The sequence below is a fragment of the Mumia spirodelae genome, from assembly GCF_050632745.1.
Classification (GTDB): domain Bacteria; phylum Actinomycetota; class Actinomycetes; order Propionibacteriales; family Nocardioidaceae; genus Mumia.
This window is the reverse complement of record NZ_JBODSD010000005.1, coordinates 331,542-355,873: the sequence shown is the minus strand read 5'-3', so window position 1 is coordinate 355,873 and position 24,332 is coordinate 331,542. Positions and strand designations below refer to the sequence as shown.

The window sequence follows — 24,332 nt, the reverse complement described above, 5'->3', positions numbered from 1 at the left end:
CCCTGGTACGGCGCGGCGTGGGCGCCGAACTCAGGCTAACGACGGCCCGGGCCGACGCGGGGGCGGTTTCATGCGAGTCATCGCTCGCCTACGATGCGATGCATGGCGCCTCCCGGTCCTCCGTCGTACGGGTCGGGCGACGTCGTGCTCGAGCCGCGCAAGCGTCCCCGCCAGGCTCGTTCGCGGGCGACCGTCGAGCGCATCCTCGCCTCCGGGCGCGCGGTGCTGCTCCGGGACGGGTACGACGCGTTCTCGACCAACCGCGTGGCCGAGGCGGCCGGGATCAGCCCCGGGTCGCTGTACCAGTACTTCCCGAACAAGCACGCGATCGTCGCCGCCATCGTCGAGCGCTACTCCGACGAGGTCTCCGACAAGGTCGCGGCGGCACTGGCCGACCGGCTCGGCGAGGTCGGTCCGGGGATGGTGCGCGCGTGCGCGGACGCCCTGCTCACGGCGCTCGAGGAGAACGCGGCCCTCCTGCGCGTGGTCTTCGAGGAGCTGCCGGCCCGGCAGAACGCCGCGCGCCGCACGACGCTCGAACGACGGGTGCAGGATCTCGTCGCGGCGTACCTCGCCGCCGCAGGCGCGGGTACGCCCTCGGTGCGGCAGCCGGCCGTCGTCGCGTGGGTGCTCGTGCTGGCGCTGGAGAACCTGGCCGTCCGCTGGGTGCTCGACGCGCCGCCGATCCCGCGCGACGTGCTGCTCGACGAGCTGGTGCGGCTCTGCCTCGGCTACCTGAGCGACCCACAGTCCCGACCTTGAGGAGACCCCGATGCAGCTGTCCGACGTCCTCGCCGACCGGTGGAGCTGTCGCGCGTTCCGCGGCGACGCCGTGCCGGAGGCGACGCTCCGCGAGGTCCTCGCGCTCGCCCAGCGGACGCCGTCGTGGTGCAACACGCAGCCGTGGCACGTGCACGTGGTGAGCGGGGAGGCGACCGCGCGGTTCGCGGAGAGCCTGACCGCGCACGTCCGGGCCAACCCGCCGTCGTCGGACCTCCCGATGCCGCAGGAGTACACCGGGGTCTACCAGCAACGACGGCGCGAGTCCGGCTTCGCGCTCTACGAGAGCCTCGGGATCGAGCGCTCCGACCTGCACGCGCGGGGCCAGCAGATGCTCAAGAACTACGCGTTCTTCGGAGCGCCCCACGTCGCGGTCGTCACGACGGACAGGGCGCAGGGCGTCTACGGGGCGATCGACTGCGGCGGGTACGTCACGAACCTCGTCAACGCCGCGCACGCCCACGGCGTCGCCACCGTGCCGCAGGCGGCGATCGCGATGTTCTCCGACCACGTCCGCGCGTTCCTCGGTCTGCCCGACGACCGGCTCGTGGTGTGCGCGGTGGCGCTGGGTTTCGCCGACCAGGACCACCCGGTCAACGCGTTCCGGACCACGCGCGCCACCGTCGACGAGGTTGTCACCTTCGTGGACTGAATCGGCTCTAGGCTCGCCCCATGAGCGGAGCCGAGCCGCACGCCGACGTCGACGTCCTCGTGGTGGGTGCCGGGCCGACGGGACTCACGCTCGCGCTCGAGCTCCGCGCCCACGGCGTCGACGTCGCGATCATCGACGCCGCACAGGACGCCGTGCACGAGTCGCGTGCGCTGGCCGTGCAGGCGCGCACGCTCGAGGTGCTCGACCGTCACCGCGTCGCGGACGGCCTCGTCGCCGCCGGGGACCACGCGACGGGCGTTGCCGTGCACGGGCGGGGGAGGACCGCGTCGATCCGGCTCTTCGACACGGGCCTGACGGAGACGGCGTACCCGTTCGTGCTCTTCCTCTCCCAGGCGGAGACGGAGCGGCTCCTCCTCGAGCGCCTGGCGCTGGACGGGCTGCGCGTCCAGCGCGCGAGCACGCTCGCCGACCTCGAGCAGGACGCGGCGGGCGTGACGTGCACGGTCCGGCGGGAGGAGACGACGACGCGCATCCGCGCGCGGTACGTCGTCGGCTGCGACGGCGCCCACAGCGCGGTGCGCGCCGCGTCCGGGGCGACGTTCCGCGGCGAGACCTATCCGCAGACGTTCGTCCTCGCCGACCTCGAGGCCGACGGCCTCGAGCCGGGCAGGCTCCACGTCTTCCTCGGCCCGACCGGCATGCTGTTCTTCTTCCCGCTGGGCCGCCCGGCGACGTGGCGAGCCCTCACCGTGAAGCCTGCCGGCCTGCAGGGCAGCACGACGCTGGCCGACCTCCAGGGCGTCGTCGCGGCCCACACCGACGGGCGGGTCGTCGTGCGCGACCCGGTATGGATGACCGACTTCTCGATCTCCGAGCGCTGTGTCGACCACCTGCGGCTCGGGAAGGTGCTGCTCGCGGGCGACGCGGCCCACATCCACAGCCCGGCCGGAGGGCAGGGCATGAACACCGGCATCCAGGACGCCGTCAACCTCGGCTGGAAGCTCGCCCTCGTCTGCCGGGGAGCCGCCGACGAGGACCTGCTCGACTCGTACGAGGCCGAGCGCCTGCCCGTCGCGCGCGCCGTCCTGGAGTCGACGGGCCGCATCTTCCGCCTCGCGACGTCGTCGAGCTCCCTCGTCCGGTTCCTGCGGCCGCGGGTCGCCACGGCGGTGCTGCCGGTCCTCGCCCGCGTGCCGGCCTTGCGACGAGCCGGGTTCCGCGTCGTCTCCGAGCTCGACGTCGGCTACCGCCGAGGCCCGCTCTCGGTCGAGGCACGCGCGGGCCGGGTGCGTGGGGCGCGCGCGGGTGACCGCGTCCCGGACGGCCCCGTGGTGGTCGACGGGCAGCCCGGCACGCTGCACCGCAGCCTGGCGCCGACGGCGTTCACGCTCGCGCTGTGCGGCCCCGTCGACCGCTGGTCGCAGTCGCAGGTGCGGTCCCTCGAGGACCGGTGGCCCGGGGTCGTGCGGGCGCGCCGTGTGGTGCCGTCCGAGCGCCTGGCGCGCCGCCTCGGGCTCGGTGCGCAGGGGAGCGGGCTGCTCGTCCGTCCCGACGGCTACCTCGGCTACCGCACCGACGGCTCCGACCTGAGCGGTGTCGAGTGCTACCTGCGGGCGGTCCTCAGGCCGTCCGCTGCTCCCCGACCGGTTCGAGGAAGATGATCTCCGGCGGTCCGGCCACGAGGTCGGCGACCGCTGCACCGAACTCCGTGAACGCGTCCGACGCTCCGTGCTCGCGCAGCGCGTCGCCCGACGCGTACTCCTCGAGCAGCACGTACTCCGTCTCGCTCTTGCGGCGGCGCTGGAGGTCGTAGCGCTCGCAGCCGTCCTGCGCCAGCATGGCCGGGCGCGCTGCGGCCACGGCGGCCTCGAAGGCCTCGCCGGACCCTTCCTTGACCGTGAACGTCGCGACGACGTTGATCGTCATGGGGACTCCTCACCCGGGACCCTCATGGTCCCCTCGTCGGTAGGGGAACCCTAGTCGGCGCCGCTGACCTGCGACGTACGGCGGGCCCGACGTCGCCGCGGGGATCTCCGGCGACCCGGTGCGCCTGGTGTCGTAGGCCTCCGGCGGTGTTACGAGCCGGAAACAACGTCGTACGACCATGGGTGCGTGACGATCCTGATCGACCGTGCCGACTTCGACGACCCTCGGCTCGCCCCCTTCCTCCAGGCCCACCTCGACGATCTCGCCCCCACGGCACCTGCCGAGAGCAGGCACGCGCTGGACCTGACGGCGCTGCAGAAGCCGGGCGTACGCCTGTGGGTCGTCCGCGACGCCGACGCGATCATCGGCACGGCGGCGCTCGCCGCGCTCGAGCCCGGTCACGAGGAGCTCAAGAGCATGCGGACCGATCCCGGGTACCGCGGTCGCGGGGTGGCTCGCGGGCTTGTCACGCACCTCCTGGCCGACGCCCGGGAGCGGGGGATCGGCCGCATCTCGCTGGAGACCGGGACGATGGCGTTCTTCGCCCCGGCCCGCGCGCTGTACGCGTCGTGCGGGTTCGTCCCGTGCGCGCCGTTCGGCTCGTACGGCGAGGACCCGAACAGCACGTTCATGACCCGCGAGGTGTGAGGCGCAGCCGAGCGGAGCGACGACGGCCGAATCCGGACAGGAACTGACCGGAAGCGCTCGTAGTGTCGGGCTATGAGCACGTCACCGATCCCTTCCGACTACGGGTCCGTCACGCCGTACGTCTCCGTGCGTGGCGCGGCGGACTTCGTCGACTTCATGGTGGCCGCCTTCGGGGCCATCGAACGTGGGCGCTTCGCCCTCCCGGACGGCACTCTCGGCCACGCCGAGGTCCTGATCGGGGACAGCGTCGTGATGGCGTTCGACGCCAGGCCCGAGTGGCCGGACTGCCCGGCGCTCCTCAGCGTCTTCGTCGAGGACGTCGACACCACCTTCGCCGCCGCGCTCGACGCCGGGGCCCGCGTGGTGACCCCCCTGGCGACGAGCGCCTTCGGCGACCGTGGCGGGCGGGTGTGCGATCCGTTCGGCAACGTCTGGTGGCTCGCGACCCACCTCGAGGACGTGTCGCCCGAGGAGATCGGCGCGCGGCTGGCGGAGCCGGCGTACCAGGAGCAGATGCAGACCGCGATGGAGACGTACGACGCGGAGATGCGGTCCCGTACGGCGTCGTAGGCGCCTCAGATCGAGTCGAGGATGGCGGCGCGCCGCTGCGCGTACTCGTCTGCGGTGACGAGGCCCTGACGGCGAGGGCGTTGCCGACGACATCGGCGATGCGCTTACGGCGGCCCTTGATGTTGCGGCGGGCCACCTCGTGCCATGATCACGAAGGTGACGCTCGAGGCGGTGGCGGCGGAGCTGTACGCGGTGCTGCCCGGCGACTTCGTCGGAGCGCGCACGGCGTACGCGAAGGAGGCGCGCGCCTCGGGCGACGCAGCGCTGGCGCGACGCATCAAGGTGCTGAAGAAGCCGACGAAGGCCGCGTGGGCGACCAACCTGCTCGTCCGTGGCGACCGCGAGCAGGTCGATGCGCTGCTCTCCCTCGGCGCCGAGCTGCGCGACGCGCAGGAGCGTCTCGCCGGCGACGAGCTCCGCGCCCTGTCGTCCCGTCGCCGCGCGCTGGTCGGTGGGCTCGTGACGACGGCACGCCGCCTCGCGGAGGAGGCCGGAGACCCGCTCGGGGACCCGGGCGCCGAGGAGGTCGCGCAGACGCTGAACGCCGCACTCACCGACGCCGCGGCCGCCGCGGCCCTCGACACGGGCCTGCTGGTGGACACCCTGGCCGCCACCGGGTTCGAGCCGGTCGACCTCGACGGCAAGGTCGCGGTCCCGGAAGCGGTGGGCGAGGTGCAGACGCGTCCGCGGCTGCGCGCGGTGCCGTCGCCTCCGACGGAGCCGGCCGAGCCGAAGAAGCCGGCCGCGAAGAAGCCAGCGGAGAAGTCCGCCCCGAAGAAGCCGGCCGCGAAGAAGCCAGCGAAGAAGAAGCCCGAGCCGAAGAAGGCACCGCCGAAGGACGACAGGTCGGCCGCCGAGGCCAAGGCCGAGCGCCGGCGCAAGGCCGCCGAGGCAGACCTCGCGGCCGCGCGCGCCGCGGTCGAGGAGGCCGAGGAGCGTACGGCGTCGGCCCGGGCCGTCGTCGCCGACCTCGACCAGCGTCGTACGGCGCTCCTCGACCAGCTCGCGGCACTCGACCGCGAGATCGCGGCAGCGCAGCGCGACGTCAAGGCGGCGCGTCAGGCGCGGGCGGCGGCCGAGCGGGCGGAGGCGAAGGCGCAGCGCGCGGTCGATCGCGCTGCGCCGTAGATCCGTGCCAGCAGCTGACACGGATCTACGGCACGGACGCTCAGGGACAGGCAGGGGTCAGGAGCCGCGCGGGATTCTCGACCAGCATCCGGTGCAGGTCCTCCTCGCTCGCGCCGCCCTCGCGCAGCAGCGGGACGATCCGCCGGTGGAGGTTCTCCATGTGCCAGTTCGGGACGTGCGCGGCGCGCCAGCTCGGGGGCGTGACACGACTGAAGAACGCGGCGTCGTGCGACAGCACCATCCGGTCGGCGTAGCCGAGCTCGAGCAGCGCCAGCACCGTGCGTACCCGCTGCTCGTCGGGAAGCACGTGCTCCATCCCGAAGCGGTCCATGCCCAGCGTGGCTCCGGTGTCGGCGAGCTCGCGGAGGTACGCGAGATCCTCCGAGTCGCCGCAGTGCCCCACCACCACGCGCTCCGGCGCGACGCCGTGCTCGACGAGGAACGCCAGCTGCTCACGGCCGTTCTGCGACGGTGCGTGCGTGTGCGTGGTGATCGGCACGCCGGTCTGCTGGTGTGCGACCGCGGCGGCCGTGATCACCCGTGTGACGTCCGGGGTCAGGCCGGGACGGTCGGTCACGACCTTGAGCATGCCCGCACGCACCCCGGTGCCGGCGATGCCGGTCTCGATGTCGTCGACGAACATCGCGACGAGCGGGTCCGGGCCGTCGATCAGGAGGCCCGGCCCGTGGGTGTGGAAGTACGGGGGCAGGACGTCGGCGGTGTAGTAGCCGGTCGACGCGACCAGCCGCACCCGTGAGCGGGCGGCGACCGTCGCCACCCGCGCCACGTCGCGGCCGAGCCCGAGGACGGTGAGGTCCACCACCGTCCGTACGCCCAGGTCCCAGAGGCGGTCGAGGCCCGCGACCGCCGTCTCGACGGCCGCGGCCTCGTCCCACTCCGGATGAGGGAAGTTCAGGTCCAGCTCGGGATGTCCGACGAAGACGTGCTCGTGGATCAGCGTGACCCCGAGGTCCGACGCCGGAACGGCTCCCGTGAAGGTCTGGACTTCCCCCGCCTCGGTCATCCAGCCGTCCCCCGGATCGCCTCGTACACCGCGAGCTGCTCGTCGTTGAAGTTGTCGCGCAGGTAGGCATCGGCCTTCTCACGAAATGCGTCGACGTCGACGTCGTCGACGACCTCCAGCGACCCGCTCTCGGCCCAGGCGTCGAGGGTCTTCTGCTCGTCCTCCTCGACGCAGCCCGGCACCTCGTCGACCGCCTTGTCCACGGCCGCCTGCAGCGCCTCCTGCTGCTCGTCGGAGAGCTCGTCCCAGACCTTGCCGATGATCACCAGGTTGGAGTTGGCCTGGTGCGAGGACATGCTGATGTAGTCCTGCACCTCGTCGAGGCTGATCGCCTCGATGTTGACGATCGGGTTCTCCTGACCGTCCACCGTGCCCTGCTGGAGGGCGAGGAAGAGCTCCTCGTACGCGACCTCCGTCGCGTTCGCGCCGAGCGCCTTGGCGTTCATGAGGAACTGCGGCGACGCCGGGAAGCGCATCCGCAGACCCTCGAGGTCCGCCGGCTCGCGGATCGGGTCGTTGGCGGTGAAGTGACGCATGCCGGCGGACCAGGCGCCGAGCGTCTCGACGCCGGTCGCCTCCTTGAAGCCGTCGAGGACCTCGTCGGAGGCGTCGTCGTCGAAGAAGCGGGCCAGGTGCTCGGCGTCGTCGAACGCGTACGCCGCGTCGAGCACGGAGATCGGCTCGTACACGGCCCCGAGCGCCGAGGCTCCCTGGATGTCCATGTCGATGTCGCCCGAGACGACCGAGCTGATCCGGTCGGCGTCGCCGCCGAGCGTGCTGTTGGGGTGGATCGTGACGGTCAGGCCGACGTCGGCGTTCGCCACCTCGTCCGCGATCACCTGGGCACCGCAGCGGTGCTGCGGCTGGTTCTCGGTGTAGCTGTGCGCGAGCTTGAGCTCACGCTCGGTGGACTCGCCACCGCCTCCCTCGTCGTCGCCTCCGCACGCCGTGAGGGCGAGCAGCGGGACGACGGCGCAGGCGGCGAGCGTCGCGGTACGTCGGAGCTTTCGAGCGGACATTTCAGTGGTTCCTTTCTCCGGAGGACTCCCGAGACCGATGGGTGGTGGGGGTGGTGTCCGTGTCGTGCGACGAGCCGGTCTCGGCCGAGACCATCTCGTCGAAGTCGCGGAACATCTCCTCGCGGTGAGCTGTCCTCCCTGTGAGGAGCTCGAACGTGTCGGCGGCCTGGTGGACCGCCATCCCGGCACCGCTGAGGGTGGGGCAACCGTGTGCTCGCGCGGTACGGAGCAGCTCGGTGACCAGGGGTCGGTAGACGATGTCGGCGACCCAGCGTCGTGGGTCGAGCAGGTGTTCCGGGACCGGCGTCCCGGGATGGTGGGCCATGCCGATGGGGGTGGCGTTGACCAGCCCGCTCGCGTCGGCGAGGGCGTCGCCGAGGCCGTCGGGGCCGCCCACGGTGACCCGGACGTCGGGAGCCGTGCGTGCGAGGGAGTCCCGCAGCGCCTCGGCGCGCCCACGGTCGGGGTCGACGAGGTGCAGCCGGCCCGCGCCGAGGTCGACCAGCGCGTCCGCCACCGCCGTACCGGCGCCGCCCGCGCCGAGGAGCACCACGGTCCCGAGGTCCGCCCCGGGCAGGCCCTCGCGGAACGCGCGGCCGAACCCGGAGACGTCGGTGTTGTGGGCGCGGGTGACCCCGTCGCGGACGAGGACGGTGTTCAGCGCGCCGATTCGCTCGACCTCGGGGGCGCGCTCGTCGACGAGCGACAGCATCGTCCGCTTGATCGGGTGGGTGACGTTGAGGCCGTCGAAGCCCAGCTCGACCGCGGCCGAGAGCAGGCCTTGGAGGTGGTCGACCCCTAGCCGGTCGCCGTCGAGATCGACGGTCTTGTAGACGTAGCGCAGCCCGTGCCGCTGCGCCTCGCGCTCGTGCATCTCCGGGGTGAGCGACGGCTTGACGCCCTGCCCGAGGAGCCCGACCAGGACCGAGCGGTCGATGCCGCCGGCCGCGCTCACAGTCCCAGCTCCTTCGGGAGGTAGAGGATCGCGTCCGGCCAGAAGATGATCGCGAAGCAGAGCGCGAGCAGCGGCACCATGAACGGGAGCGAGCCCCAGAACACCTCCGCCATCCGAGCCTTCGCGATCGCCTGGAGGACGAAGATCACCGTGCCGACCGGCGGCGTGAGCAGGCCGATCATCTGCGACAGGATCATGAGGACGCCGAGCGCGATCGGGTCCACGTCGTACGCCGCGCTGATCGGCAGCAGGATCGGCACGGTCAGCGTCAGCACGGCGATCGCGTCGAGCGCCGTGCCGAGGACCAGCGAGAGCAGCAGCACGAGCAGCAGGAACACCGTGGCGTTGTCGGTGAAGTCGAGGACCCACGTGGAGATGTGCTGCGGGACCTGCTCCAGGGCGAAGATGTAGCCGAGCAGGTTGGCCGAGGCGACGATGAGCATGATCGCGCCGGTGGTGAGGACGGCCTCGGTGAGGACCTTGGGCATGTCCCGCAGGCGCAGGGTGCGGTAGGCGAAGCCGAGGATCAGCATGTACGCCGCACCGACCGCCGCGGCCTCGGTCGGGGTGAACAGGCCGCCCAGGATGCCGCCGAGGATGACGACCGGAGCGCCGAGGGGCGCGATGACCCGCTTGCCGGTGTCACGCACCCGGGTCCAGCTGAACTCCGTGCGCTGGACGTTGGGGTCGCGCCGGACCCACAGGAACACGACGAGGCACAGGCCCGCCGCCATCAGCAGCGCCGGCACGACGGATGCGGCGAACAGCGCGCCGGTCGAGATCGCGGCGAGCCCGGCGTAGATCACCGCGGGGATGCTCGGCGGCATGACGGGAGCGATGAGGGACGCGGACCCGACGACGCCGAGCGCGAACTTCTTGGAGTAGCCGCTGCGCAGCATCGCCGGGATCTGCAGCTTGCCGAGCGCGGCGGCGTCGGCCACGGCGCTGCCGCTCATCCAGGAGAACCCGACGCTGACGCCGACGCTCACGTAGCCGAGGCTGCCGCGGACCCGGCCGAGCAGCGCGAGGGCGAAGTCGAAGAGCCGGTCGGCGATGCCCGCGTGGTTCGCGAGGCACCCGAGAAGGATGAACAGGGGGACCGCGAGGAGGGGGAAGCTCGCGGTGGACTGGGCCACCAGCCGCAGGGCCAGACCGAGCGACTGGTCGTTGGTGAGGAGGTAGAGGAGCGACGGGCCGATGAAGGAGAACGCGATAGGCACGCGCAGCACCAGCAGGAGCGTGATGAGGAGGCAGAGGACGAGGAGGCTCATGCGACCGGCGCCTCCACGTCGGACCACTCGTCCTCCTGCGGCACGCCGACCACGGCGTACTGCACGGCGGCGATCGTGGCGCGCACGGCGGTGCTGACGAACCCGATCATCGAGATCGCGTAGAACCACGACATCGGCATCCGCATCGCCGGCGACTTCAAGATCGCCTGCTCCTGCACGAGCGACCAGGACGCGACCGTCAGAACCACGCCGATGGTGGCCACGACGAGGCAGGAGAAGACGCGGACGAAGCGACGCACCAGCTCGTTGTCGATGGCGTCGACCATCTCGATCGCGATGTGGGAGTCGCTCGTGACCAGCACGCCGGCGACCACGAACGTCAGCCACACGAGGCAGAAGCGCGCCAGCTCACCGGTCCACGGCCACCCCTCGAACGGCAGGTAGCGCTGGAGCGCCTGCACGAGGACGAGGAAGAAGATCAGCAGCAGCGCCGCGATGCCGATCGCGAGCTCGATCGCGGTGAGCGTGCGAACGGTCCGCGACAGCCAGCGGGGCGGGGCGTCGAAGAACGCGTGCACACGGCCCCAGCCTTGTGGCGGTGGTGTGGCGTGGGTCATAGCAGGGGAACCTAGAGAGATCGGCAACCGCGCGGCAAGCGGTTGCCATCCGGTTGCCAGATCGTGTTCCCTGTGTGACATGGCCCACCCGACGATCTACGACGTCGCCGCTGCCGCAGGAGTGGCGACGTCGACCGTCTCGCGCGCGTTCTCCACCCCCAACCGCGTCAGCGCCCGGACGCGAGAGCACGTCCTCGCCGTCGCGGCGGAGCTCGGCTACCGGCCGAACCCGCACGCGCGAGCCCTGTTCTCCGGACGGCACCACACGGTCGCGATGGTGGTCTCCGACATCACCAACCCGCACTACTTCGAGCTGATCCGCGGGGCCGAGCTGCGTGCGAAGGCGTCGGAGTACACGCTCGTGCTCGTCAACGCCGAGGAGTCGCCGCGGATCGAGTACGACCAGATCCAGCGCCTGGTCAGCTCGGTCGACGGCTTCGTGCTCGCGGCGAGCCGGCTGCCCGACGAGAACCTCGAGCAGATCTCCGCGCAGCGTCCGGTGGTCCTCATGAACCGCGAGCTGGGAGGGATCCCGAGCGTGGTGCTCGACCACGTGCAGGGATGTCGCCAGATCGTCGAGCACCTGGTCTCGCTCGGCCACCGGCACCTCGTCTACCTCGCCGGTCCGCGCAACTCCTGGATGGCCGCGACCCGGTGGTCCGCGCTGCGGACGGCGGCCGAGGGGCTCGGCATCCGGGCGGAACGCGTCGGCCCGTTCACCCCGAAGGTGTCGCAGGGCGGTGCGGCGGCCGACGGCGCCCTGACGACGAGCGCCACCGCGGTCGTCGCGCACAACGACCTGCTCGCCATCGGTGTCGTGCAGCGCCTCGCCCAGCGTGGGGTACGGGTCCCGGACGACGTCAGCGTCGTCGGGTTCGACGACATCTTCGCCTCCGACCTGTGCACGCCGAGCCTGACGACCCTCGGCGGCGCTCACGTCGAGGTGGGCCGCGCCGCGGTCGAGATCCTGCTCGACATGGCGACGCCCCAAGGGAGGGCGCGGACACCCCCGCGCGTCGTGCTGCCCACGGAGCTGGTGCTGCGGGGATCGACCGGGCACGCGACCACGCGTTAGCCGCTCATCCCGTCGACTCGCGGATCCGGAGCTCGGACGGGATCACCGCCCGGAGAGGGGGCCGGTGCGGCTCCTGGTCGAGGTCGAGGCTGTCCAGCAGGATCTCGACGCCGGCCCGCCCCACGTCGAGGTGGGAGCCGCCGAGCGTGGTCAGCGGCGGGTGGCAGAGCTCGGCGGCGAAGATGTCGTCGAACCCGACCACGCTGACGTCGGGGGCACGTGGACGCCCCGCTGCGTCAGGCGGCGCATCACGCCGATCGCGAGCAGGTCGTTGTGCGCGACGATCGCGGTCGCGCTCGTCGTGAGGGCGGCGTCGGCGGCGGCCCCGCCCTGGGACGCCGTGGGCACGAACGGGCCACGGCGGTGGAGCGTGAGGTCGAGCGCGTCCGCCGTCGTGCGCAGTGCCGTCCAGCGGTGGTTGGCCATCCACGACCGCGGCGGCCCCGCGAGGTAGACGAGCTCGCGGTGACCCAGCGACGCGAGGTGCTCGACGATCTGTCGGCAGCCTTCGGCGTGGTCGAGCGACGCGCTCGGTGCTCCGGCGAGCTCCCGGTTGAGGAGCGTGACCGGACGGACCGCCGCGATCTGCGCGAGGTTCTCGTCGGGCAGCCGGCTGGCCGCGAGGACGAAGCCGTCGACGGAGCGGGACAGCTGCTGGATCTGGTCGTACTCCGTGCGCGGCGTCTCCTCGGCGTTGACGAGCACGAGCGTGTACGACGACGCCTTCGCGCGCAGCTCCGCGCCGCGGATCAGCTCGAAGTAGTGCGGGTTGGTGATGTCGGAGACCACCATCGCGATCGTCCGCGTGCGGTTGGCCGGGCGGCGGCGCCGCCGGCTGCTGCGGTATCCCATGCCGGCGGCGGCCGCGAGCACCTTCTGGCGGGTGGCGTCGCTGATCCGCCCGGGGTCGGAGAACGTGCGCGAGACGGTCGAGGGAGCGACGCCGGCGGCCTCGGCGACGTCGTAGATCGTGGGCCTCCGCATGGCGACATTGAGACACCGTGCGCGTGGTCGCGGCAATGAGTTGCCGCCGGTTGCCAACGGGACGACGGGAGTGCTGTGCAACTCCGCGGCAACTTTTTGACGCGCCGCGACGGGCCCGGCGAGCGTGCTGTGACCTGCATCACTGCGACCGAGAGGTGTCCTCACATGCCCGTGAATCGACGACAGGTGCTCAAGGGGGCGGCAGCCGGGGCGCTCGGCGCCGCGGTGGCGCAAGGGGCGGCGGCGACCGCCTCACCCGCGGCAGCGACGGCCCCCGGAGCGCTCACCGGCCGGCCCCGACCGGCGGCACCGCCGCTGGGGGAGCCCGGCTCGCTGGACGACCGACCCTTCCCCGCCTACGACTACAGCCGCGCCAACAAGCTCCCGCGCGAGATGACCGGCTACTGGCAGAAGTCGTTCCTGGTCGGCGAGGAGGTCCGGACCGCGAAGATCTACCTCTCGCCCGAGACGCCGATCCGCTCGTACTACACGGTGATCGCCGTGCCCGACGGCGTCGACACCGAGGACTTCCTCCAGCGATCCGGCTGGGTCGACGTGGCCTTCCGGCAGGAGGAGGGGCTCTTCGTCCTCGAACCCGGCGCCGGCGGTTGGCGGAGCGCCGAGGAGGAGGCGGCGTACGTCGCGGCCGCGATGGCGTTCTACCAGTCCAACCGCTACTTCTCCATCTTCGGCCTGCACTACCTCGTCGGGTACGGCGACGGCGGTCCGGCGCTCGAGGCGTGGGCGGTGGCCAACCCCCTGCGCGTGATCAGCCAGGCGTACGTGGGGTCGCGCGGCCTGGGCGCGGCATACCTCGACAGCTACGCGGACCGCGAGTTCGACGGCCGGACCGACAACTACGTCCCGGTCGAGTTCCCCGAGGGGTTCGACCTGATCTCGTACGAGGAGACCGTCCTGCCGACCTGGTACGTCGACCCGCGCCGGTCCTTCGGCGACAGCCTCGCGTACTGGCAGCGCGCCAACGACACCGACCGGAGCGGATCCCGCGACCGCAGCCTCGGCGTCGTCTACGGGCAGCGCCGCCGGTCCGACCGCTGGATGACCTCGCACGCAGGTCCGCTGTCGCAGGTCGCGGTCGACGAGCGCCGTGCCGACGCGTGGGACCGCGCGACGACGTCCCGCCTCGTGGCGTTCCTGACGTTCTACACGCGCTACGAGAACTTCTTCGCCTACGGCAACCAGCTGTACGAGCGGGGCCACCTCGACGACCTCGGCATCGAGGTGCGGACGATGATGGTCGAGGGCTACGTCCGCGAGTACCTCGTCCACGTCCCGAGGTCGGCGCGCCGGCGCTGGGGTCGTTCGGCGCCGGTCGTCTTCGTCTGGCCGGGCAACAGCCAGACCGACAAGGTGTTCCTGGACGCGACCCAGTGGTGGAAGGTGGCCGAGGAGCAGGGCTGCATCCTGGTCGTCGTCTGCGAGCAGTACAGCAACACGTCGGTCTCGGTCAGCCACTCCGCGTCGAACACGTTCTACCGCCAGCTGCGCGAGGTGGTGCTCCGTGAGTACGCCGTCGATCCGACGCGGTTCTACTCGACCGGGCAGTCGGCCGGCAGCATGCTGACGCAGAGCTTCGCGATCGGGGCGCCGGCCTCATTCGCTGCGGTGGCGTCGACCTCGGGCGCCGCGGCGCCGAACGCGTCGGGGACCGTCCGCATCGACGGGGTCGACCACCCGGCGAGCAACGCGGCGATCCCGAACTACCTCGTCTACGGCTACGGCGACCTGGCCAACCTCGAGGGCGACCTCTTCGACGACACGGTCAACACGCTCGACCAGTGGGCCGCCTACCACCTCGCCGCGAACGGTCTGGCCCTCGGCGACGTGGATCCCGAGGGCGAGCGCAGCGGCTGGGAGGACCGCTTCGAGACGTGGACCTGGACGCAGCGCCACGGCCGTACGGACGTCCCGGTCCTCAAGGTGACCCGGAACCACTACCGCTCGCACAACACGATGGCCGAGGAGACCCCGCTGCTGTGGGAGTACCTCGAGCACTTCAGCGCGGAGGTCGACCGCAGCGGGAACGTGACGCGCTACTACAGCCCGTCGGCGTTCCGCAGGCGCGGCGACCGGATCCGCCTCGGCTGAGACAGCACCGGGTCCGCCGGTCGCCCTCTCAGCGACCGGCGGGCTCGGCCGCGGTGGCGCGCTGGGCGGCGAGGCGTACGGGGGCGTCCGCGGCGGCGCCGTACCCGTCGTACGCCTCGCGGCGCTCGACGAACTCGAGGAAGACGTCGCCGAGGGTGCGGGTGTAGAAGTGCACGAACCCGCCGTCGGCGTCCTCGTCGTACAGCAGGTCGAGGTGCTGCAGCTGCGCGACGAATGCCTCGTCGAGCACGAACCGCGCCCGGAGGTCGTCGTAGTAGTTGTCCGGCACCGGCAGGAACGACAGTCCGCGCTCGCGGGCGGAGCGGGCCAGCCCGACGACGTCGTCGGAGGTGAAGGCGACGTGCTGGGTACGCCGGTCCTCGGCCTGCGGCTCGACGTTGAGGGGCAGGCGCACGCGGCCGTCCGGGGTGCGCATCACCTGGCTGCGGACCAGTCCGCGCGGGCTCGCCACCTCGCGGGCCGGCTCGGACTCGAGGCCCAGCACGCTCTGGTAGAAGAGCACGGCCTCGTCGAAGTCCTGCCAGCGCTGCGTGATGTTCACGTGGTCGATCGAGCGCGCGACGTCGGTCCGCTCCGGGTCGCCGTAGCTGAACTCGTCGAGCCACCGCGGGTCGGGACCGTTGTCGTTGAAGAGGATCTGCATGCCGTCGGGTGCCGCGGTCGCCGGCAGGTCCTGCTCGCCCGCGTGGGTCTGCCGGAACACCGGGGGCGCGGCGAGCTCGCGGGCACGGGCGAGCGCGGCGGCGGCGTCGGCGACCTCGAGCCCGAACGCCGCAAGGTGCGCCGGTCGGTCGCTGCCGCGCTGCTCGTTGAGGATCACGCGCGCCCGCCCGGACGACCAGAGGCGGACGGGCTTGGTCCGGTGCCGCCCACGGAACGTGAACCCCAGCTGCTCCAGCACGAGGTCGATCTCGTCCAGACCCGATCCGCGCAGCTCGACGAAGTCGAATGCCTGCGGGGGAGTGACCTCGGTCAGGTGCTGCGTGGTCTCCGCCACGCCAGGGCGGCGCACCTGGTCCTCGAGCCACACCAGCGAGCGGTGCGCGTGCGCGGCGGTCCGGCGGACGTCGGTCTGCCGGAAGACGTCGTTGAACACCTCGAGCGAGAGCGGGCCTGTGTAGCCGGCGGCCAGCACGTGGCCGAGGAAGCCGGTGAGGTCGAAGCTGCCCTCCCCGGGGAAGAGGCGGTGGTGGCGGCTCCAGGACAGGACGTCCATGTCGAGCGCGGGGGCGTCCGCGAGCTGAAGGTAGAAGATCTTGTCGCCCGGGATCTTCTCGATGTCGCGGGGGTCGTGGCCGCGCGACAGGATGTGGAACGAGTCGAGGCACACCCCGACGTTCGGGTGGTCGGCGCGCTCGACGATCCGCCAGGCGCGCCGGTAGTCGTCGACGAACGTGCCCCAGGCCAGCGCCTCGAACGCGACCCGCACCCCGTACGACGCGGCGAGCTCGCCGAGCGCGCGCAGCTGTGCCGCGGAGACCTCGTCGGAGTCGATCGTCGCGGTGCCGACGTTGCTGCACACGAGGACGAGGTCCATCCCGAGGCGCTGCATGAGCTGGAACTTCGTCTCGGCGCGCCGCAGGTTGTCCGCGAAGGTGGCGTCGTCGACGCCCTCGAAGTCGCGGAACGGCTGGTAGAGGTCGAGCGAGAGCCCGAGCCGGTCGGCGAGCGTCCGGATCTCCTCCGGGGACTCGTACGCGGTGACGAGGTCCGGTTCGAAGATCTCGACGCCGTCGAAGCCGGCCTCGGCGCAGGCGTGGAGCTTGGGGACGAGGCTTCCGCTCAGGCAGACCGTGGCGATCGACGTACGCACGCCTGTGAACGTACCATTGAGTACATTGCGTGGCTAGAGGGCTGATCGCGCATGGAGCGGGCCCCGGCTCGATAGGGTGGTGCCCGTGGCTGACCAGGTCCCGAAGCGGCGAGACGCCGAGCGTACGAAGGCCGAGATCCTCGAGGTCGCCACGCAGGCGTTCGCCGAGGACGGCTACTCCGGGGCGCGGGTCGACGAGATCGCGGAGCGCACCCGGACGACGAAGCGGATGATCTACTACTACTTCGGCGGCAAGGAGCAGCTGTACCTCGCGGTCCTCGAGGAGGCGTACCGCGGGATCCGCGGGGCGGAGGAGCGGCTCGAGGTCGGAGACCTGGGTCCCGTGGACGCGATCCGGCGCCTGGCCGAGCTGACCTACGACCACCACGTGGAGCACCAGGACTTCATGCGCCTGGTCGCGATCGAGAACATCCACCGCGGCGAGGGCATCCGCAAGCTCGAGGTGCTCCGCGACCTGGGCAAGCCGGCGATGGAGGTCCTCGAGACGATCCTCAAGCGCGGCATCGCCGACGGGGTCTTCCGCGAGGACGTCGACGCCCTCGACGTGCACCTGCTGATCAGCTCGTACTGCGTCTTCCAGGTCGCCAACCAGTACACGTTCGGCTATCTCTTCGACGTCGACCTGCTCGACGGCAGCACGCGGCCGCGGTTGCGCTCGCTGATCGGCGACGTCGTCGTCGCGTGGCTCTCGACGCCCGTGCGCTGACTTCCGCTTCGCACCCCATCCTTGCCATCCGGCGGGGAGGCGTGATCTACTTCACGAACGTACCAGTTAGTTCATTAGTCGTTCGTGTCGTCGCACCACACCGGAAGAAGGGGTCATGCGCCCGTACCTCGTCGGACTCGTCGGAGCCGGAGTCGCCCCGTCGCTCACCCCGTCCATGCACATGGCGGAGGCGAAGGAGCTCGGTCTCGACTACGTCTACCGGACGGTCGACCTCGACCTGCTCGGCATCGCGCCGACCGAGATCGGACGCCTCGTCGCTGCGGCGAAGGAGCTCGGGTTCGACGCGCTGAACGTCACGCACCCGTGCAAGCAGCTCGTGATCGAGCACCTCGACCGGCTCTCGCCCGAGGCGGCCGCGCTGGGCGCCGTGAACACGGTCGTGTTCGAGGGCGGGGAGGCCGTCGGGCACAACACGGACACCTCCGGGTTCGCGAGCGCGCTGACCCAGGGCCTGCCGGACGCCGACCTCGACGACGTCGTGCTGCTCGGTGCCGGGGGAGCGGGTGCCGCCGTCGGCGACGCGCTGCTGCGCCTGGGCGCCGAGCACCTCACGGTCGTCGACCTCGACGACGCGCGGGCGACCACGCTCGCGCACGACCTCGCCACGCGGCACGACGCGCGGGTCGAGGCCGGCACGGGCGACAAGATCTCGACGCTGCTCGCCGCAGCGACGGGGCTGGTGCACTGCACGCCGACCGGCATGGCCGCACATCCCGGCTCACCGGTCGACGTCGACCTGCTCGACCCGAGCACCTGGGTCGCCGACATCGTCTACCGACCCCTCGAGACGGCATTGGTCCGAGCGGCGCGCGGCGCGGGCTGCGCCGTCCTCGACGGAGGCCTCATGGCGGTCTACCAGGCCGTCGACGCCTTCCGCCTCGTCACCGGCACAGAACCGGACGCCGAGCGGATGAACCGTCACTTCCGTGCTCTCGTCGCCGACGCGAGCTGACTTCCGTACCTTGGCAGGAGAAGGAGACACCGATGACCACGGTTGACGTGGGACCCGAGGAACAGCATCGCAAGACGCCGGTGAAGGCGGCCGCCGCCAGCTTCATGGGCAGCGCGGTCGAGTACTACGACTTCTTCGTCTTCGGCTCGGCGGCCGCACTGATCTTCCCGACGGTCTTCTTCCCGTCGGACAACAAGGCCTCGCTGGTCATGTCGTTCGCGACGTTCGGCTTCGCCTACGTCGCACGCCCCTTCGGCGCCGTGATCCTCGGCCACTTCGGCGACCGGATCGGCCGCCAGCGCGTGCTGATGTTCACGCTGCTCCTCATGGGCGCGTCGACCTTCGTGATCGGGTGCCTCCCGACGTACGACCAGATCGGCTGGGCCGCCCCGGCACTCCTCGTGCTGTGCAGGCTCGCCCAGGGGCTGTCCGCCGCGGGCGAGCAGGCGGGTGCCAGCTCCCTGACGCTGGAGCACGCGCCGGACGATCGGCGCTCGTTCTTCACCTCGTGGACGCTCACCGGCACGCAGGGCGGCCAGATCCTGGCGGCGCTGATCTTCATCCCGGTCGTCGCGCTCCCCGACGACATCAAGTACTCGTGGGGCTGGCGCGTCCCGTTCTGGCTGAGCGCCGCCGTCGTCGTGGTCGCCTACTTCATCCGTCGCTCCCTGCACGAGCCGCCGGCCTTCGAGGACGCGAAGGCGAGCGGCCAGATCGAGCGGATCCCCTTCGTCGCTCTGGTCCGCGACCACGGCTGGGACGTCGTGCGCGTCATCTGCTGCGCGTTCATCGCGGCCGTCTCGACGGTGTTCGGCAACCTCGCCATCGCCTACGGCAAGGAGGTCGGGCTCAACGAGTCGATCACCCTGTGGCTGGTGGTCGTCGCGAACCTCGTCGCGCTGGTCACCCAGCCGCTCTTCGGACGGCTCGCCGACCGGATCGGCCGCAAGCCGGTGTTCGTCTACGGGGCGATCTCGAGCGCGGTCCTCATGCCGTTCTACATGCGGTCGATGAGCGGTGACAGCGAGCTGCTGGTCTTCGTGCTCGCCGTCGCGACGTTCTCCTTCGGGTACGCCGCCGCGAACGCCGTGTGGCCGTCCTTCTACGGCGAGATGTTCAGCGCGAAGGTCCGGTTCTCCGGGATGGCGATCGGCACCCAGCTCGGGTTCCTCATGGCCGGCTTCGCTCCGTCCATCGTCACCGGGCTGGGCGGCGTGCAGGAGGGCGGCTGGACCGTGATCGCGATGTTCACCGCGGTGATCTGCGCCATCGCCACCGTCTCGGCGCTGACCGCCCGCGAGACGAAGGACGTCCCGACGGAGCGCCTCGGGCTGCGCGACGACGAGCGCGTGCCGGCAGCCGTCTGACGCGTCGCGAGCGACGGCGCCGTGCCCCGGGAGTCCCGAGGGCACGGCGTCGTCATCCGTCCTCGTCGTCCCCGGTCCCGAGGCGGAGCTCGCTCCGGACCGTGTCGAGACCGCGGAGGTTCTCCAACGCCGAGGGCCCGCCCGCGTGGATGACCTCGACGACGGCGCCCATCGGGTCGGTGACGGCGCGCTCGGCGTCCTCCGCGGTGTCGTGCGGCCAGGACCTCGCGTACGCCTCGCGACCCTCGCGGACGAGGACGTCGCCGTCGGCCACGCGGAACTCCCAGGTCCCGGTGAGGGTCAGGACCGCCGCGTCCGTGTCGCCGACCTCGTCGTCGAGGTCCCCGTCATCCTCCTCGTCGATCTCGTCGACCTCGTCGAGCGGCAGTCCGAGCGGGATCGAGCCGCACCAGTCGAGCTCCGCGTCCTCGAAGGCCTGGCCGTGTCGCCTCAGGGCGTCCGTCGAGTCGACGTACGAGGCGAGCTCCGCGTGTCGCCCCGAGCGCGAAGACGTCAGAGCGACGTGTGCTCGGAGCGCGTCGATGAACTCCTCGGCGCGCCGCTGGTAGGCAGTGCGCGCCTCGCGCGTCCACTGCGTGTCACCCGTCCCGCTCTGGCCGTCGTCCATGGTCGGAGACTAGACCGACGTGGAGGTCTCGGGGCCGTCATCGTCCAGGCGGAGGAGCCCCGCGCTCGTGTCACGGAACCCGCACGCGGCGTAGAACGCGGCGAGGTGCGGCTCGAAGTCGACGTGGAGCCAGGTGACGCCGACGGAGGCGACGTCGCCGCGCAGCCGTCCGACGAGCGCGAGCCCGATCCCGCGCCGCTGGTACGCCGGGTCGACCACCGTGTCGAGCACGAAGGCATGCGCGCCCCCGTCCCCGACCGCGTGCACGAAGCCCACGAGCTCGTCCCCGTCGACGGCGCCGACCCATGCGACGCTGTGGCGCTCGAGCCGCGCACGCCACGGCGACGTATGCGTGTCCCGTGAGCCGAACGCCCGTGCGTGCAGCGCGCTGAGCGCGGCGTCGTCGACGGCGAAGCGTGACCGGATCTCGACCATCCGAGCAGGATGTCAGACGTGGCGATCGGTGCCGCGCTCCTCGCGCCCGCAGAATGAGGTGTGCCCCTACGCCTCGTGGAGACCATCCCCTTCGGCCACCTGACGATCGCCTACGACAGCTCCGTGCTGACCCCGCGGCCGTGGACGGTGCGCCAGGCCGAGCTCGCCGTGGAGGCTGCCGAGCGGTCGCCCCAGGGCCCCGTGCTCGAGCTGTTCTCCGGCGCCGGTCAGATCGGGCTCCTCGCGGCCTCGCAGATGCGTCGCCCGCTCGTCCAGGTCGACGTGAACCCCGACGCCTGCGCCTTCGCCCGCGCGAACGCGCAGGCGGCGGAGCTGGAGGTCGACGTCGACGTACGCTGTGGCGCTCCGGAGACGGTGCTCGGTGAGGACGAGCAGTTCGCGGTCATCATCGCGGACCCGCCGTGGGTCCCGAGCGACGACATCCACCGCTTTCCCGACGATCCGCCGCTCGCGATCGACGGCGGGGCCGACGGGCTCGAGCTCGTCCGTCACAGCCTCGACCTGGTCCGTCGCCACCTCGTCGTGGGCGGTCACGCGGTGGTGCAGGTGGGTCCCGACGGGCAGGCGGACGTGCTGGCGGACGCGGTTCAGACCGTCCCGGGGCTCGTACGAGTCGCCGAGGAGCGGTTCGACCGAGGGTCGCTGGTCGTGATCCGGAGGGACGCGCGGCCCGACGGGAGCTAGCGCGCGACGGGCGTCGCCGTCGGGCGCGCCCGGGCGACCAGCCCGGAGCACTCGGCGCAGTCCGACACGACCGGGTGCGCGCAGGTGCCGACGTGAGCGAGGAACGTGTCCGCCAGCTCGAGGTCGGAGAGCTGCTCGGCGATGTGGGCGCGCTTGCCCGCGATGATCTCGAGGCGCTCTGCACGCTCGGCGGCGGCGAGGTCGCGGATCTCCGCGAGAGAGAGCCCCGCCCGCTGGCAGATCTGGATCATCCGGGCCTCGGACAGCGTCTGGTCGTCGTAGACGCGGTGCCCTGAGGGGAGCCGGGTGGGGCGGAGCAGGCCGACGTCCTCCCAGTGGCGCAGGACGTGCGTCGCGATGCCGAGGGCCGCCGCGGCGTCGCCGACCCGCATCTCCGTCTCGGGCATCGGGCTCACCTCTTTACTTCAGGTCGACCTGAAGTTATAGCGTCCCGTCATCGATGGTCAACCGATGACGGAAGGCGGTCACCCCGGTGTCCGATGACGTGCGCTCACCCAGTCTGGCCGCGTGCTGCGGCGCCGCAGCAGGGCTCCTGAAGGGGATGGTGCGTCCGCGGCGGCCCGACATGCGCTTCCTCCGGAGCCTGACCGACGTGGGCGTTCCGCCTGCCGCACGCACGGTCACGATCACCGCGCTGCGCCAGGTTCCCCGGCTGGTGCCGACGGCGATGATCGTCGAGGGGCGCCGGCACCCGCGCCGCATCCCCAACGCGCTCCAGTCGTTCGTGGTCACCCACCCCGAGGCGACGTTCCTCGTCGACCCGAGCCTGTGCCTCGACGCCGAGCGTCGCGCGATCGCGCAGCTGCCTGCCGTCCTGCGTGCCGTGATGAGCCCGCCCGGTCCTACGGTCCCGACGGTCACCGCTCTCGGTGAGCTCGATCCGGTGCCCGCGCTCGACTTCGCGCTGCCGACCCATGCGCACTGGGACCACGTCTGCGGCCTGCTCGACCTCCCCGATCTGCCGGTGCACCTCCATGCGCGAGAACACGGCTGGGTCATGGACGGTCCGGTCGCGCCGGTCGGAGGGGTGCGCGACGCGCTGCGGGGGCGTACGACGGTCGTGTACGACCTCGACGGGCCTCCCGTCCTCACCTTCGAGGCGAGCCACGACCTGTTCGGCGACGGGTCGGTCGTGCTCGTCGACCTCGCGGGCCACACCCCGGGAAGTGTCGGGGTGCTGCTGAGCACGGCGGGCGGCCGGGTGCTGCTCTCGGGTGACGCGGCGTGGCACGGCCACCAGGTCGAGGACCTCAGGCAGAAGTCCGCGTTCCCCGGCGGGCTGGCCGACGAGGACCGCGAGGAGACCTTCCGTACGCTGCACCGTCTGCACGCGGTCAAGGAACGCGTCGCGATCGTCCCCACGCACGATCCGGAGGCGGTCCGCCGGCTGGAGTTAGCCGCCGCCTCCCACTGACGTCAGCGGGGCTGCGGCGTCGCGGAGGTCGGCAGCGTGTGGAGCGGCGCTGCGGCGGAGGCGGCCGCGTCGTCGAGCGTGCCGCGCGCCTCGCGGTGCCGCTTCATCACCACGCCGAGCAGCACGCCTGCGAAGCTGAGCCCCGCCATCACCCAGGACGCGGCGGCGAGCCCGCTCGCGAGGGCCTCGCCGTTGGTGTGCCCCGCGTCCGTGCGGTTGACGATCACCGCGGCGTTGACCGTCGCGGCCACCGCGGTGAACACGGCTGCACCGACGTACCGCGCCATGTTGGACACGCCCGACGCTGCGCCCACGTCCTCGGGCGCGACGGCCGCCGTCGCCGCGGACGACGCCGGGCCGTTGGACATGCCCATGCCGACGGCGATCGCGATGAGCGGGAGCAGGAACGCGACGTAGCGCCAGTCCGCCTGCGTCAGGCCGACGACGGCGAAGCCCACGCCCGTGATGAGGAAGCCGAGCGAGACGACCTGACGGCCGCCGATCTTGCTCGCCATCTTCGGCACCAGCGGGGCGACGACCACGAGGCCGACCGTCGCCGGGAGCGTCGCGAGACCGGCCTGGAACGGGGTGAACCCGAGGGCGGCGGGGTTCTGGAAGTAGAGGCTGAGCAGGTACATCAGGGCGTTGATCGTGCCGGCGCCGATGAGGATGGCGATCGTCGCGCCGACCAGCGTGCGGTTGCGCAGGAGCGCGAGGTCCAGCAGCGGGACCCGGACCCGCTTCTCCACCGCGACGAACGCGAAGCCCGCGACCACCGCGACCGCGAAGCACCCGAGCGTCGCGACGCTGAACCAGCCCCAGTCGCTGCCCTTGCTCGTCGCGAGCAGGATCGGGCTCAGCGTGAGCGCGACGAGGACCGCTCCGCCGTAGTCGATGGAGCGCGAGCGCGACTCGTCGCGCGACTCCGCGACCGTCGCGAAGGTCAGCAGCATGCACGCGACCGCGACCCCGGCGTCGATCCAGAAGAGTCCCTGCCACCCGGTGACGTCGACGAGCACGCCCCCCAGCAACGGGCCCGCCGCCGCACCCACGGCCGCCGCCGCGCCCCACAGGGACACCGCACGGAGCTGGGCCTCGCCCTCGTTCGCGACCGACAGCAGGCTGAGCCCGCACGCCAGGATCGTGGCGCCGGCCGCGCCCTGGATCAGGCGGCCGACGATCACCATCTCGCCGGTGTTCGCCAACGCGATCAGGATGCAGGAGGCGACGAAGAGCAGCAGGCCGAGCTGGAAGATCCGCTTGCGGCCGAAGACGTCGCCGAGCGCGCCCGAGGTGACGATGACCGCGGCGCCGACCAGCGAGTAGCCGGTGACGGCCCACTGCAGCGTGTCGACCGAGGTGCCGGTGTCCTCGCTGATGGCCGGGAGCAGGATGCTCACCGCTGACGTGTTGGCGTTCACGACGAGGGTCGACAGGCAGGTCGCCGCGAGCACGCCGCCGGCCTTCGTGGTCGCTGCATCCGTGGTCACGAGCACAAACTAGTGGCGCGGGCGGGACCCCGCACTGCGATGGCGGGTCTTCGTCCGA

General features: G+C 71.8%; 26 protein-coding genes. 13 read left to right on the top strand and 13 right to left on the bottom strand.

Annotated elements, in window-relative coordinates:
• Positions 1-102: 102 nt before the first annotated feature.
• From ACQSSQ_RS21845 to ACQSSQ_RS21835, 3 genes are read left to right on the top strand one after another with little or no spacing between them, the layout of a single operon-like run.
• Entirely contained in the window at positions 103-762 is a 660-nt protein-coding gene (locus tag ACQSSQ_RS21845; RefSeq protein WP_431329255.1) for a TetR/AcrR family transcriptional regulator, read from the top strand.
• Between the two features lie 10 nt (positions 763-772).
• Positions 773-1,432: a nitroreductase gene (locus ACQSSQ_RS21840; protein WP_431329254.1), complete on the top strand. Its 660-nt coding sequence runs from the start codon at positions 773-775 to the stop codon at positions 1,430-1,432.
• Positions 1,433-1,452: 20 nt separating this feature from the next.
• Positions 1,453-3,054, top strand: a complete 1,602-nt coding sequence (locus ACQSSQ_RS21835) for an FAD-dependent monooxygenase (RefSeq protein WP_431329253.1) — start codon at positions 1,453-1,455, stop codon at positions 3,052-3,054.
• Here ACQSSQ_RS21835 and ACQSSQ_RS21830 read toward each other — a convergent pair.
• A complete protein-coding gene (locus tag ACQSSQ_RS21830) occupies positions 3,014-3,319 on the bottom strand; it encodes a putative quinol monooxygenase (RefSeq protein ID WP_431329252.1) in 306 nt (101 codons plus the stop codon). The two genes, ACQSSQ_RS21835 and ACQSSQ_RS21830, sit on opposite strands and share 41 nt — an antisense overlap.
• Positions 3,320-3,505: 186 nt before the next feature.
• Here ACQSSQ_RS21830 and ACQSSQ_RS21825 point away from each other — a divergent pair, with 186 nt between their 5' ends.
• The 3 genes from ACQSSQ_RS21825 (at position 3,506) to ACQSSQ_RS21815 (ending at position 5,665) form a co-directional block, all read left to right on the top strand.
• The gene (locus ACQSSQ_RS21825; protein WP_431329251.1) at positions 3,506-3,967 is read left to right on the top strand and encodes a GNAT family N-acetyltransferase; all 462 of its coding nucleotides are present in this window, start codon (positions 3,506-3,508) and stop codon (positions 3,965-3,967) included.
• A 72-nt stretch (positions 3,968-4,039) separates the two neighbouring features.
• On the top strand, positions 4,040-4,537 hold the full coding sequence (locus tag ACQSSQ_RS21820; RefSeq protein ID WP_431329250.1) for a VOC family protein: 498 nt from the start codon (positions 4,040-4,042) through the stop codon (positions 4,535-4,537).
• A 144-nt stretch (positions 4,538-4,681) separates the two neighbouring features.
• Positions 4,682-5,665, top strand: a complete 984-nt coding sequence (locus ACQSSQ_RS21815) for a hypothetical protein (RefSeq protein ID WP_431329249.1) — start codon at positions 4,682-4,684, stop codon at positions 5,663-5,665.
• 40 nt (positions 5,666-5,705) lie between these two features.
• On the opposite strand, the gene ACQSSQ_RS21810 is transcribed toward ACQSSQ_RS21815, so the two are convergent.
• From ACQSSQ_RS21810 to ACQSSQ_RS21790, 5 genes are read right to left on the bottom strand one after another with little or no spacing between them, the layout of a single operon-like run.
• Complete coding sequence (locus ACQSSQ_RS21810) at positions 5,706-6,689, bottom strand: phosphotriesterase family protein (RefSeq protein WP_431329248.1); 984 nt, start codon at positions 6,687-6,689, stop codon at positions 5,706-5,708.
• Positions 6,686-7,708 (bottom strand): DctP family TRAP transporter solute-binding subunit, encoded by a 1,023-nt coding sequence (locus ACQSSQ_RS21805; protein ID WP_431329247.1) that lies wholly within the window; start codon positions 7,706-7,708, stop codon positions 6,686-6,688. Before ACQSSQ_RS21805 ends, ACQSSQ_RS21810 begins: the two co-directional genes overlap by 4 nt.
• A gap of 1 nt (position 7,709) precedes the next feature.
• Positions 7,710-8,663: a shikimate dehydrogenase gene (locus tag ACQSSQ_RS21800; protein WP_431329246.1), complete on the bottom strand. Its 954-nt coding sequence runs from the start codon at positions 8,661-8,663 to the stop codon at positions 7,710-7,712.
• On the bottom strand, positions 8,660-9,934 hold the full coding sequence (locus ACQSSQ_RS21795; protein WP_431329245.1) for a TRAP transporter large permease: 1,275 nt from the start codon (positions 9,932-9,934) through the stop codon (positions 8,660-8,662). Before ACQSSQ_RS21795 ends, ACQSSQ_RS21800 begins: the two co-directional genes overlap by 4 nt.
• A complete protein-coding gene (locus ACQSSQ_RS21790; RefSeq protein ID WP_431329244.1) occupies positions 9,931-10,512 on the bottom strand; it encodes a TRAP transporter small permease in 582 nt (193 codons plus the stop codon). Before ACQSSQ_RS21790 ends, ACQSSQ_RS21795 begins: the two co-directional genes overlap by 4 nt.
• A gap of 79 nt (positions 10,513-10,591) precedes the next feature.
• Here ACQSSQ_RS21790 and ACQSSQ_RS21785 point away from each other — a divergent pair, with 79 nt between their 5' ends.
• Positions 10,592-11,587, top strand: a complete 996-nt coding sequence (locus tag ACQSSQ_RS21785) for a LacI family DNA-binding transcriptional regulator (RefSeq protein ID WP_431329243.1) — start codon at positions 10,592-10,594, stop codon at positions 11,585-11,587.
• Positions 11,588-11,591: 4 nt separating this feature from the next.
• Here ACQSSQ_RS21785 and ACQSSQ_RS21780 read toward each other — a convergent pair whose 3' ends face one another.
• Together ACQSSQ_RS21780 and ACQSSQ_RS21775 are read right to left on the bottom strand one after the other, a co-directional pair.
• The gene (locus ACQSSQ_RS21780) at positions 11,592-11,789 is read right to left on the bottom strand and encodes a substrate-binding domain-containing protein (RefSeq protein ID WP_431329242.1); all 198 of its coding nucleotides are present in this window, start codon (positions 11,787-11,789) and stop codon (positions 11,592-11,594) included.
• A complete protein-coding gene (locus ACQSSQ_RS21775; RefSeq protein ID WP_431329241.1) occupies positions 11,738-12,571 on the bottom strand; it encodes a LacI family DNA-binding transcriptional regulator in 834 nt (277 codons plus the stop codon). Before ACQSSQ_RS21775 ends, ACQSSQ_RS21780 begins: the two co-directional genes overlap by 52 nt.
• 165 nt (positions 12,572-12,736) lie before the next feature.
• On the opposite strand from ACQSSQ_RS21775, the gene ACQSSQ_RS21770 reads away from it, so the two are divergent.
• Positions 12,737-14,680: an alpha/beta hydrolase family protein gene (locus tag ACQSSQ_RS21770; protein WP_431329240.1), complete on the top strand. Its 1,944-nt coding sequence runs from the start codon at positions 12,737-12,739 to the stop codon at positions 14,678-14,680.
• A gap of 28 nt (positions 14,681-14,708) precedes the next feature.
• Here the strand turns inward: ACQSSQ_RS21770 and ACQSSQ_RS21765 are convergent, their stop codons facing one another.
• Positions 14,709-16,514, bottom strand: coding sequence for a sugar phosphate isomerase/epimerase and 4-hydroxyphenylpyruvate domain-containing protein (locus ACQSSQ_RS21765; RefSeq protein ID WP_431329239.1), 1,806 nt, complete (start codon positions 16,512-16,514; stop codon positions 14,709-14,711).
• A gap of 85 nt (positions 16,515-16,599) precedes the next feature.
• Between ACQSSQ_RS21765 and ACQSSQ_RS21760 the strand changes: the two genes are divergently transcribed.
• From ACQSSQ_RS21760 to ACQSSQ_RS21750, 3 genes are all read left to right on the top strand, one after another.
• On the top strand, positions 16,600-17,241 hold the full coding sequence (locus ACQSSQ_RS21760; RefSeq protein ID WP_431329238.1) for a TetR family transcriptional regulator: 642 nt from the start codon (positions 16,600-16,602) through the stop codon (positions 17,239-17,241).
• 115 nt (positions 17,242-17,356) lie between these two features.
• Entirely contained in the window at positions 17,357-18,214 is an 858-nt protein-coding gene (locus ACQSSQ_RS21755; protein ID WP_431329237.1) for a shikimate dehydrogenase, read from the top strand.
• 32 nt (positions 18,215-18,246) lie between these two features.
• Entirely contained in the window at positions 18,247-19,581 is a 1,335-nt protein-coding gene (locus ACQSSQ_RS21750; protein WP_431329236.1) for an MFS transporter, read from the top strand.
• A gap of 52 nt (positions 19,582-19,633) precedes the next feature.
• Here ACQSSQ_RS21750 and ACQSSQ_RS21745 read toward each other — a convergent pair whose 3' ends face one another.
• Positions 19,634-20,209, bottom strand: a complete 576-nt coding sequence (locus ACQSSQ_RS21745; protein WP_431329235.1) for a hypothetical protein — start codon at positions 20,207-20,209, stop codon at positions 19,634-19,636.
• 9 nt (positions 20,210-20,218) lie between these two features.
• Complete coding sequence (locus tag ACQSSQ_RS21740) at positions 20,219-20,644, bottom strand: GNAT family N-acetyltransferase (RefSeq protein ID WP_431329234.1); 426 nt, start codon at positions 20,642-20,644, stop codon at positions 20,219-20,221.
• Between the two features lie 60 nt (positions 20,645-20,704).
• Between ACQSSQ_RS21740 and ACQSSQ_RS21735 the strand changes: the two genes are divergently transcribed.
• Entirely contained in the window at positions 20,705-21,349 is a 645-nt protein-coding gene (locus ACQSSQ_RS21735) for an RsmD family RNA methyltransferase (RefSeq protein ID WP_431329233.1), read from the top strand.
• Here ACQSSQ_RS21735 and ACQSSQ_RS21730 read toward each other — a convergent pair.
• Positions 21,346-21,756: a MerR family transcriptional regulator gene (locus ACQSSQ_RS21730; RefSeq protein ID WP_431329232.1), complete on the bottom strand. Its 411-nt coding sequence runs from the start codon at positions 21,754-21,756 to the stop codon at positions 21,346-21,348. The genes ACQSSQ_RS21735 and ACQSSQ_RS21730 overlap by 4 nt on opposite strands.
• Positions 21,757-21,962: 206 nt before the next feature.
• Between ACQSSQ_RS21730 and ACQSSQ_RS21725 the strand changes: the two genes are divergently transcribed.
• Positions 21,963-22,784 (top strand): MBL fold metallo-hydrolase, encoded by an 822-nt coding sequence (locus ACQSSQ_RS21725; RefSeq protein WP_431329231.1) that lies wholly within the window; start codon positions 21,963-21,965, stop codon positions 22,782-22,784.
• A 2-nt stretch (positions 22,785-22,786) separates the two neighbouring features.
• On the opposite strand, the gene ACQSSQ_RS21720 is transcribed toward ACQSSQ_RS21725, so the two are convergent.
• The gene (locus tag ACQSSQ_RS21720; RefSeq protein ID WP_431329230.1) at positions 22,787-24,274 is read right to left on the bottom strand and encodes an MFS transporter; all 1,488 of its coding nucleotides are present in this window, start codon (positions 24,272-24,274) and stop codon (positions 22,787-22,789) included.
• Between the last annotated feature and the right edge of the window lie 58 nt (positions 24,275-24,332).

Coding starts and splice junctions, on each gene's coding strand:
- ACQSSQ_RS21845 (WP_431329255.1), top strand. CDS start 103: ATGGCGCCTCCCGGTCCTCCGTCGTACGGGTCGGGCGACGTCGTGCTC.
- ACQSSQ_RS21840 (WP_431329254.1), top strand. CDS start 773: ATGCAGCTGTCCGACGTCCTCGCCGACCGGTGGAGCTGTCGCGCGTTC.
- ACQSSQ_RS21835 (WP_431329253.1), top strand. CDS start 1,453: ATGAGCGGAGCCGAGCCGCACGCCGACGTCGACGTCCTCGTGGTGGGT.
- ACQSSQ_RS21830 (WP_431329252.1), bottom strand. CDS start 3,319: ATGACGATCAACGTCGTCGCGACGTTCACGGTCAAGGAAGGGTCCGGC.
- ACQSSQ_RS21820 (WP_431329250.1), top strand. CDS start 4,040: ATGAGCACGTCACCGATCCCTTCCGACTACGGGTCCGTCACGCCGTAC.
- ACQSSQ_RS21815 (WP_431329249.1), top strand. CDS start 4,682: ATGATCACGAAGGTGACGCTCGAGGCGGTGGCGGCGGAGCTGTACGCG.
- ACQSSQ_RS21810 (WP_431329248.1), bottom strand. CDS start 6,689: ATGACCGAGGCGGGGGAAGTCCAGACCTTCACGGGAGCCGTTCCGGCG.
- ACQSSQ_RS21805 (WP_431329247.1), bottom strand. CDS start 7,708: ATGTCCGCTCGAAAGCTCCGACGTACCGCGACGCTCGCCGCCTGCGCC.
- ACQSSQ_RS21795 (WP_431329245.1), bottom strand. CDS start 9,934: ATGAGCCTCCTCGTCCTCTGCCTCCTCATCACGCTCCTGCTGGTGCTG.
- ACQSSQ_RS21790 (WP_431329244.1), bottom strand. CDS start 10,512: ATGACCCACGCCACACCACCGCCACAAGGCTGGGGCCGTGTGCACGCG.
- ACQSSQ_RS21785 (WP_431329243.1), top strand. CDS start 10,592: ATGGCCCACCCGACGATCTACGACGTCGCCGCTGCCGCAGGAGTGGCG.
- ACQSSQ_RS21775 (WP_431329241.1), bottom strand. CDS start 12,571: ATGCGGAGGCCCACGATCTACGACGTCGCCGAGGCCGCCGGCGTCGCT.
- ACQSSQ_RS21770 (WP_431329240.1), top strand. CDS start 12,737: ATGCCCGTGAATCGACGACAGGTGCTCAAGGGGGCGGCAGCCGGGGCG.
- ACQSSQ_RS21755 (WP_431329237.1), top strand. CDS start 17,357: ATGCGCCCGTACCTCGTCGGACTCGTCGGAGCCGGAGTCGCCCCGTCG.
- ACQSSQ_RS21750 (WP_431329236.1), top strand. CDS start 18,247: ATGACCACGGTTGACGTGGGACCCGAGGAACAGCATCGCAAGACGCCG.
- ACQSSQ_RS21745 (WP_431329235.1), bottom strand. CDS start 20,209: ATGGACGACGGCCAGAGCGGGACGGGTGACACGCAGTGGACGCGCGAG.
- ACQSSQ_RS21740 (WP_431329234.1), bottom strand. CDS start 20,644: ATGGTCGAGATCCGGTCACGCTTCGCCGTCGACGACGCCGCGCTCAGC.
- ACQSSQ_RS21730 (WP_431329232.1), bottom strand. CDS start 21,756: ATGCCCGAGACGGAGATGCGGGTCGGCGACGCCGCGGCGGCCCTCGGC.